This is a genomic window from Viridibacillus sp. NPDC096237 (assembly GCF_050278625.1).
Taxonomy (GTDB): domain Bacteria; phylum Bacillota; class Bacilli; order Bacillales_A; family Planococcaceae; genus Viridibacillus.
On record NZ_JBNNTI010000016.1, the window covers coordinates 32,933 to 41,624 of the forward strand.

Here is an 8,692-nt window from a genome sequence, read left to right on the forward strand (position 1 = left end):
CTATATATGTTTCTTCGTATGCGTGAAACCACAAGAGAACAGCATTATCTCTTTACAAACAATGCATAGCAGCCTTCGCTTCATCCCAAGGGACAGAATACCCTTTCCCCTTTGCACAGAAAATTGAGGTAGACGTATATTGTGGATCGGCATTCTTGTCATAACCAATTTCTTCAATGACTTGTTCAGTATTATGACATTGATCATAGCCGGCAAAGGTAAGTGTGAGTGCACCTTTACCGTTTGTGAAAGCAGCAAAGCTAGTACTATAGTTCATAAAAGTGGCTACAGGGACACGTCCTTTTATGATTACCTTATCGCCTATGTTTTCTGGTGGATTAAACCGGCCATGTGCCTGCTGAACATCCGACATTACGCGTCCAATATGATCCATGTGTACTTTAATTTTAAAATCATAATAAGGTTCAAGTAAAATATTATCCGCCTGCTCCAAACCTTGTCGTAGTGCTCTATACGTTGCTTCTCTGAAATCTCCACCTGATGTATGCTCGTTACTTCCACGTCCTGTTAGTAGCGTTATTTTCACATCAGTAACTGCAGAACCAGTAAGTAAACCGTGATGATTTTTTTCAAGGACATGTTGGTGAATTAAATTTTGATTGCCTACTGATAAATGATCAGCATGACATTTATTTTCAAACGTAACACCTGAACCCCTATCTTCTGGTGCTATTTGTAGATGCACTTCTGCATAATGCTTCAGCGGTTCAAAATGGCCATACCCTGTTACTGTTGATCCAATCGTTTCTTTATACAATATCTTCGGTTCACCAAATGAAACATTATATGAAAAACGCTCTTTTACAATCTGCTCTAGCACTTCAAGCTGAATGACACCCATTACATGAACATGGATTTCTTGAAAATGCTCATCCCAAAAAACATGGAGAGAAGGATCTTCTGCATCTAAAATTTTAAAGCAACGGAGCATTTCTTTTACATGAATACTAGTATCGAAAATGACTTTAGATTTTAATGTGGGTATGAGTTCGAAAATTGCTTTATTACGGAGCTGGCCAAGGCCTTCTCCTATATCTACACTACTTAAACCTGTGACCGCGAAAAGTTCACCTGCTTGAACCTCATTTACTGTTGAAAATTTATTGCCATTGTACAAGCGTATTTGTGTGATCTTTTCAGAAGTTTCACCGTATTGTACTTCATTCCTTACTTGTAAGGAACCACTTAAGCATTTCATGAACGTCACACGTTGATCATTTTCATCATGGCGTATTTTATAAACTCGTGCAGCAAAATCACTGTCTTTATCATCAAAAGCCTCAGTTAATTGATCCAATTTTAAGAAGAAATCCAGTACACCTATATCTTTCAATGCTGAGCCTCTTCCACATGGGAAGATTTCTCCCCTTGAAATCAATTTCTTGAATGCCTCTAGCCAAATTTCCCAAGCATAACCAGACTCTATATACTGTTCAAGAAGCTCCTCATCACGCTCAGCTATGAATTCAATGAGCTCTTCTTGCATTACCCCATCATGAAAGGCGGTTGTTATGTCACAAACATTTTCTGTTAAATTCGACCGAATTTCGTCTAGAGATACTTCGGCGTTAACACCTTCTCTATCTGTTTTATTTAGAAAGAAAAAGGTCGGGATATTATGCTTACGTAATAATTGCCACACTGTTTCTGTATGCCCTTCTACCCCGTCAACTGCGCTAATGATTAAAATGGCATAATCCATCACTTGAATAGCGCGCTCCATTTCAGGTGAAAAATCGACATGCCCTGGTGTATCTATAATGGTATAAGTATGATCGTTGTATGTAATAATGCCTTGCTCAGCAAAAACCGTAATTCCGCGTTCTCGTTCAATTGCATGATTGTCTAAAAAGGCATCCTTATGATCAACGCGTCCTCTCTGGCGAATACTATTCGTATGATAAAGCAGCTGCTCTGAAAATGTTGTCTTACCAGCATCCACATGGGCTAGAATCCCGATTGTCTTATACATATATGTTCCTCATTTCGTATCGTACAGTTGACTATATTATATCATTTGATTGGGTACTTTCGGCTAGTCAAGATAATGTCGATTATATACAATTTATTTAAAACCACAGTCCTCACGTGAAATAATTTGAGAAATTTGAGAAAATGGATTATATGAATCTTGAAAGGTGTAGATGTTTTTATGACATTTTCTTTAGAACAGCAAAATATGAAAGAACTTCGAGTAGAGTTAACCCGTTTTATGATGGCTTATAAATTTGCGTTAGATGAGATCGGGACTAAAGTTAGCATTTTAAGAGAAGAATTTAGGTTAATTCATGAATATAATCCAATCGAACATGTCACAACACGCATAAAATCACCCGAAAGTATTTTGAAAAAAATGCGTAAAAAAGATATTCCCTTAACTTTGGAAGGGATACGAGAAAACATGAGGGATATCGCTGGTATTCGAATTACATGCTCTTTTGTTTCTGATATTTATATTATTAGTGAAATGATTCAGGCTCAATCAGACATTGAAGTGATTGAAGTAAAGGATTATATTCAACATCCAAAGCCAAACGGATATCAAAGTCTTCATGTAATTTTGAAAATCCCTGTTTATATGTCAGACCGAGAAGAACATGTATATGTCGAGATGCAAATCCGTACAATCGCTATGGACTTCTGGGCAAGTTTGGAGCATAAAATCTATTATAAATACAACAAACAAGTTCCAGAACAACTGACGAATGAACTAAGAGAAGCCGCTTTTACAGCTGCGGAACTAGATCGCAAAATGGAACGACTCAACAAAGAAATCAACATCTTAAAAGAAATCGCTCATGAAGAACAAGAAGATTTACCTATAATTGATACAGCCTCATCACAAAAGGTGTTTCAGATTATGAAAAAGATAGCTATAGATAAACTGAAATAATAGAAGATGATTGATATTATAGGATTTCAAGAAGGGCTCAAACAGTGAAGTTGGTTTTTTAAGCAAGGTAGTTATCTAGGGAGATTGTTTACTTCTATATCTTTATGATTTTGCTAGAGCAATCGAAAATATAAATCGATAAATTAATTTATTTTAATACTCTTTTTGCTTTCTTTAGTTGCTTTAAATGTTGTGAATATGACATAACAAAAATAAATCTCACTCATAATAGTTTCAACGATTATAGTTATATGTTCTGTAGAATAAAAAAAGAGAATTGACAAATATGTCAATTCTCTTTTATCGTGTTGTTCATTTAGATCATTGAAAATACTAACCCACTTCACCCTCAAAATACGCTTCAGATACTTCAAAATTCTTTATATCCTCTAGAGGATATAAACGAATATCGCAAATTAATACTTCCATGTTCTGTAACTCTTATTTGTGAAATATCACATCTGTATGAACAGTCCGTAAGAAGTATTTATTAAACCTATATTTTACACAAACTGTACACATACATTCTAGGACAAGTTACATATCCTTGTTACAAAACCTAAAATATCCAATAAGGTGAATGGATATTGAATTATAATTCGTTTCAACAACAACAAATACCTAACAAGTTAATATCTGATCTTGCTAAAGCAATTGATGGGAAATTCACAGCAATTCATTGCTATGAAATATTGTCAGTACAAGCCCCTTGAACAAGTGATTCCGTTATTAATTGAAAATGAATTTGTCAAAAGTAAAATCGAGTTTGTACGTTTAATATCACAAAACGGTGTATCACTTAATCAACAAAAACTTCAAGAAGAATTGACTTGCCTCTCCTTTTGCGGTGGTGGAAGGTACTTCCATTTTACCAAAGGATGGTTTCTTTTTGTTTTTCTTGACATAAAAAGGGGCAATCCCTCAGCCAATTTTCCATGGCTATTGGGACAGCCCTCTAATCCTTTAACTGATAGAAAACCTGTTCAATTTTGCCTCAGTACCAAGCATTACAGTGTTAAGCTCATTCCCTCGGCTTTCTTGTCCCCTTCTGAAATAGAGACTGCGTAAAAAATTCTTGCTGTTCACGCGAGCAATCACCTGACTGCGACTTCTCGGTAAATTACAGCATTGCGCTAAGCCTCTAATCCAATCAGCGATTTCTTGATGTGGAAGTAACTCTTTGTCAATCATCGTATCAACGATGTTGACCAACCGCTCATCATCCTCATCGCTAAAAATGTGTCTATCATTATGAAGCATGCCAGAAATAGCGACAAGAACCTCACGCAGCATAGCGACGCTGCTCTCCTCGCACTGTACCAGCTCGACAAAAACATCCGCACCGTGAGACGCGCTGTGAGCCCAGCCTCCTACTGAAAGGTAACCTCGTAGATCCTTCTCCTCTTTATAATAACGGAGCATTGCATGCATTAATTGCTCAATTTCCGCTTGATTGAAAAATGGATTCTGTTTGTGGCGTTGCACAATCAAAGCGATAGGCAAGGCAGAGAACGTCCTTGTAAAAACTGACTGATCATCCTCGCTGCCAATATTATAGAACAAATGGTTCTCATCAGTCAGAACAGTTAAGAGGCTACGCAACTCCTCTCCACTGAACCTATTCTCTTCCTTAATCCACATATAAAACATCGGATAAATCAGGTTATCCCGTAATTCCGGCTGAGGATCTCCAATATATTGAAGTAACAAAGGTAAGAAATCTTGATGCTGCTCACCTTCGCGTAACTGATACTCATCCTTCTCAATTCTTTGTAAATCCAGCATTAATTTGGTCCTTGTATCGCTCATTTCTCATCCCTCTCATCCATTCGTTCACTCGCTTCGCCGAGATCATGAGTCGTGGAAATTCTGCTTATTCCTATTCCCATCCCTTGGATGCAATAAATTCAGACATCAATTTCATTGCACCGCGGAATTTGTCAGGGTGAAGCCCAAATCCAACCCTGAAATGTCCAGGACGCTCAAACACTTCACCAGGAAGAACAGATACTTCCGTACTCGCAATCAATTTCTCTGCAAAATGTTGGCTACTAAGTGTTTTATCTTTCAAAAACGGAAAAGCAACGATTCCGCCTTCTGGTTCAACCCAGTCGAGTACCGTATTATGCTCGTTGACTAGCTTTCGGAATTCTGATACATTTCCTAGCACCCATGACTTGTGCTCGAGTCCGATCTTCTTCCAATGAAGCAGAAGCCTAACCGCAATAAAATCATTAATCGAACAAATTGTATGAGTAGTATAATCTTTAAAATCGCGAATTTGGTCGATCAACTCCTTGTCAGCGACCACCCACCCTACTCTCAGTCCAACACATGCGAGACATTTGATCATGGATCCCATAGCTACAACGTGCTTGGATTTCCCATATAGGGACGGGATTAATTCCTCATCCCCATATGGGATAAACCGATAGTGTTCATCTGCCAATATTTCAAAACCGTACTGATCCGCCAACTCTATAATCTCTTCCATTTCAGAATCTGTCAGCGTTTGGCCTGTAGGGTTATGCGGGTTATTGAGCACAAGTACTTTTGTATTACTATCTATCAATGACTTCAGACGCTCTATATTTATTTTAAAACCTTCTTCAGCTTCCAATTCCAATAATCTGACTTCATAACCCAAGTATTTAGGAACCTCATATAAAGTCTGGAATGCTGGGAAGGGAATAACGACATTTGCACCCGGTTCAAAGCGAAGGTGGTAGTAAATAAATACCGCTTCACTCACACCTGTAGTCACAATGACTTGATCAGGATTCACATTGTCATAAAAAGACGCAATGATTTTTCTCAATTCCGGAGAACCGTAAGTATCGTTATTCTTAAAGCTACATTGCAGAAGTTCATCCATTGAAGTATTCGTTACCTCTAGAACTTCTCCTAATGTCATGTCTTCAATGCCGCTCTCACCTAGATTATATTTCGTATATTGATTTTCAATTAACCACGGTTCCATTAAGTGTAATGCCATTTGCATAGCAGAACCCCCCTTCCTCAATTCGCTTTTTTATTATCCCTATACATTGCGTAACCTGCGCTTATACGCTTGGGGATATATTCTTGTTCGTATTAGACTTAAATGAAGATCCTCCATCGTGCCCCCGCAGTGTTTTTTGGAAGGCTTCAACCAATCCTTGCAGATAAGGGTCCCCAAACAAATTCCAATGATCGCCTTGGATATCCACTATGCTCTTTACATTTCCTCGGGTCATCCTTCCCCAATATGCCTCGGTAAATCTTACCCATACGGAATCACTTGCTCTAATAGCGTAAATATCACAATTAATTTTAGATCTGATTCTATACTTATTTTTTTCTAGGTATTTAAAATTTTCTTGGACTTCCATCTTCGGATATGTGCTCGAATTATTTTTGGTTTGCATTAGATAAAAATCATAAGTCCAATCATTTGGTGACTTCCTTGATGCTTTGATCATTGATCTTTTCACAGCTTTATACGGTCTTGATAATAAGGATCTTGCCCACACATATGTCAGCTGTTTATCATTTAACCATGGCTGCTCGTCAATAACGATCAACTTTTCGACTGTCTCTCCTTGATCTTCAAGCATTCGTACCAAATCGTAGCCAAAGAAAATACCGAAGCAATGTCCCCCAATGATATATGGCCCTTCTGGCTGAACCTGCTTAATTTCGTGCATATAGAAAGATACTAGTTCCTCAAGACTCTGCGGTAACGGGGATTCTCCTATTAAGCCCTTCGCTTGGATTGCATAAAAATTACAATCTTTATCGAGACGTTGAGCCAATTCTTTGTAACCAAATATTGTGCCATCACGGCTGTGAAGAATGAACACATTTCTTTTTTCACTCGATATATTGTTCATCCTTACTACGCATTCCATCTTTGAAAAGAGACTCTCGGTCTGAACACTATTTGCCAAAGCTGCTATTGTGGGGTTGGCAAATAATTCTCCAAGGGAAATATTCACATCGAATTCTTTCTGGATTTCACTAATGACCTTTAAAGAATTGATGGAATTCCCGCCAATTTCGAAAAAGTTATAGTTGGTACCGATATCCTGAAGACTTAGCACCTGTTCCCATATACGCACCAGCTTCTGCTCGACTTCGTTCTCCGGCGCTTTATATTCCACACCAATGTTCATAACTGCCTGTGGGATTGGAAGTGATTTTCTATCAATTTTCCCAGTAGGCGTTAACGGATATTTCTCCAGTTGAACAAAATGTGCAGGAATCATATAATCTGGCAATTTCCCAGACAAATACTCCCGTAATTCAGGTACGATAAGTTCTTTACTAGCTATGATATATGCGCATAAGATTTTATCTCCGTTTGAATCTTCCTTGACAGCGACGATTGCTTCCTTAATCTCATCCAATTCTAATAGAACACTCTCAATTTCTTCCGACTCAATCCGAAATCCTCGGATCTTAACTTGATGATCGGCTCTTCCCACTAGATCCAGGAAGCCACCTGGCATCATTTTGCCGATATCTCCAGTTTTATAAATAATATCTTGCAGATTATTAGTGAATGGATTCCTAATAAAGACGGTGGAAGTCAACTCACGATCATTGTAATAACCAGATGAAATATACGGTGTCCGAATATAAATATCACCAACATTCCCATCCGGACACACCTGCATTTCACTATTCAATATCATAACCTGGGTATCAGCTATCGGCTGGCCTACTGGAATAGTGATACGACTTGCATCTTCTTCCTTTACCCGGTAATAAAATTTTGCTAGAGTCGTCTCAGTTGGACCATACATATTGACCAATTGAATACGGCTCCCAAGTAGTTCAATAAATCTCTTTATATCACTACCTCTGAGCATCTCGCCAGCGATCATGACATAGCGCAAATCCTTTAAGTTGCTAGCGTCTTCTATTTCCGAAACCAACGCTTTGAACAACGTCGGAACAATATGCATCAAATAGATTTGTTTTTGCTCCAGCCATTCTTTAAGTTTTGGAGGATTCATAACCACATCCCTGTTTTCTGGAATGCAAAGAGTTGCACCTGCACACAAAGGAACAAAAACATCCCGGAAAAACGGATCGAATGACGGAGAGGTCAACAAGCTAATTCTGAAGGAACCATCTACTCCGAATTCTTTTATTTCCCAATCAATGAAATGCTTTAAGCTTCTATGCCTTCCCAGAATAGCCTTTGGATTACCCGTAGAACCAGAAGTGAAAATAAGATAGCTATTCTTGTTTCCCTCAATGGGAGCAAACTGTAGAGCTGTTTTTTTATCTTTATCAAGTGTAAATAGATTTATATTTTTATATTGTTTTCCACTAACTACTTCATCATCTGTTAGCAGCACATTGATTTTCTTATTCTCCCCTTCCATCATTTGTTCCACTTTATCCAACCAAGCAGAACTTGTTATTAGCCATTCACAATCAATCTTACTGAGCATATATTTGATTCGTGTATCAGGGAATTGGGGATCAATCGGCGCGTACACCGTACCAGACTTGAATATTCCCAAGATTGCTGTCACCAGGGTTATGCTGCTTTCCAGCATAACCCCGATGTTTTTTTGGTCCCCTGTCTTTTCGACTAAAAAATTAGCAATCCGATTTGACTGTTGCTCCAGTCCCGCATAAGTAATCGTTTTGTTTCCCCAATCAATCGCGATTTTATCAGGCTGATGAATCGCGATCGAACTTACTGCTTCATAAACGGTTTTTGATTTCACGGTTGTTAATGCCATATACAATAACCCTCTCACTTTAAGGAAGTTTTTATCT

The 8,692-nt window shown here is 38.1% G+C and carries 6 protein-coding genes; 2 read left to right on the forward strand and 4 right to left on the reverse strand.

Features of this window, described 5'->3' with window-relative positions:
- Positions 1-52: 52 nt before the first annotated feature.
- Positions 53-1,993 carry a GTP-binding protein gene (locus ACQKMD_RS10775; RefSeq protein ID WP_427751902.1) on the reverse strand — a complete coding sequence of 647 codons (1,941 nt, stop codon included), beginning with the start codon at positions 1,991-1,993 and terminating at the stop codon, positions 53-55.
- Between the two features lie 180 nt (positions 1,994-2,173).
- Here ACQKMD_RS10775 and ACQKMD_RS10780 point away from each other — a divergent pair, with 180 nt between their 5' ends.
- Together ACQKMD_RS10780 and ACQKMD_RS10785 are read left to right on the forward strand one after the other, a co-directional pair.
- Positions 2,174-2,914, forward strand: coding sequence for a GTP pyrophosphokinase (locus ACQKMD_RS10780; RefSeq protein ID WP_427751905.1), 741 nt, complete (start codon positions 2,174-2,176; stop codon positions 2,912-2,914).
- A gap of 587 nt (positions 2,915-3,501) precedes the next feature.
- On the forward strand, positions 3,502-3,627 hold the full coding sequence (locus ACQKMD_RS10785) for a hypothetical protein (RefSeq protein ID WP_427751906.1): 126 nt from the start codon (positions 3,502-3,504) through the stop codon (positions 3,625-3,627).
- Between the two features lie 250 nt (positions 3,628-3,877).
- Here ACQKMD_RS10785 and ACQKMD_RS10790 read toward each other — a convergent pair whose 3' ends face one another.
- From ACQKMD_RS10790 to ACQKMD_RS10800, 3 genes are all read right to left on the reverse strand, one after another.
- A complete protein-coding gene (locus ACQKMD_RS10790) occupies positions 3,878-4,723 on the reverse strand; it encodes a DUF2785 domain-containing protein (protein WP_427751908.1) in 846 nt (281 codons plus the stop codon).
- Between the two features lie 70 nt (positions 4,724-4,793).
- Positions 4,794-5,915, reverse strand: coding sequence for a guanitoxin biosynthesis PLP-dependent (S)-gamma-hydroxy-L-arginine cyclodehydratase GntC (gene gntC / locus ACQKMD_RS10795; protein ID WP_427751909.1), 1,122 nt, complete (start codon positions 5,913-5,915; stop codon positions 4,794-4,796).
- Positions 5,916-5,976: 61 nt separating this feature from the next.
- Positions 5,977-8,655, reverse strand: a complete 2,679-nt coding sequence (locus ACQKMD_RS10800) for an amino acid adenylation domain-containing protein (protein WP_427751911.1) — start codon at positions 8,653-8,655, stop codon at positions 5,977-5,979.
- Between the last annotated feature and the right edge of the window lie 37 nt (positions 8,656-8,692).

Bases quoted from the DNA above. Each gene is read 5' to 3' on its own strand.
- ACQKMD_RS10790 (WP_427751908.1), bottom strand. From the start codon at position 4,723: ATGAGCGATACAAGGACCAAATTAATGCTGGATTTACAAAGAATTGAG.
- gntC (WP_427751909.1), bottom strand. From the start codon at position 5,915: ATGCAAATGGCATTACACTTAATGGAACCGTGGTTAATTGAAAATCAA.
- ACQKMD_RS10780 (WP_427751905.1), top strand. From the start codon at position 2,174: ATGACATTTTCTTTAGAACAGCAAAATATGAAAGAACTTCGAGTAGAG.
- ACQKMD_RS10775 (WP_427751902.1), bottom strand. From the start codon at position 1,993: ATGTATAAGACAATCGGGATTCTAGCCCATGTGGATGCTGGTAAGACA.
- ACQKMD_RS10800 (WP_427751911.1), bottom strand. From the start codon at position 8,655: ATGGCATTAACAACCGTGAAATCAAAAACCGTTTATGAAGCAGTAAGT.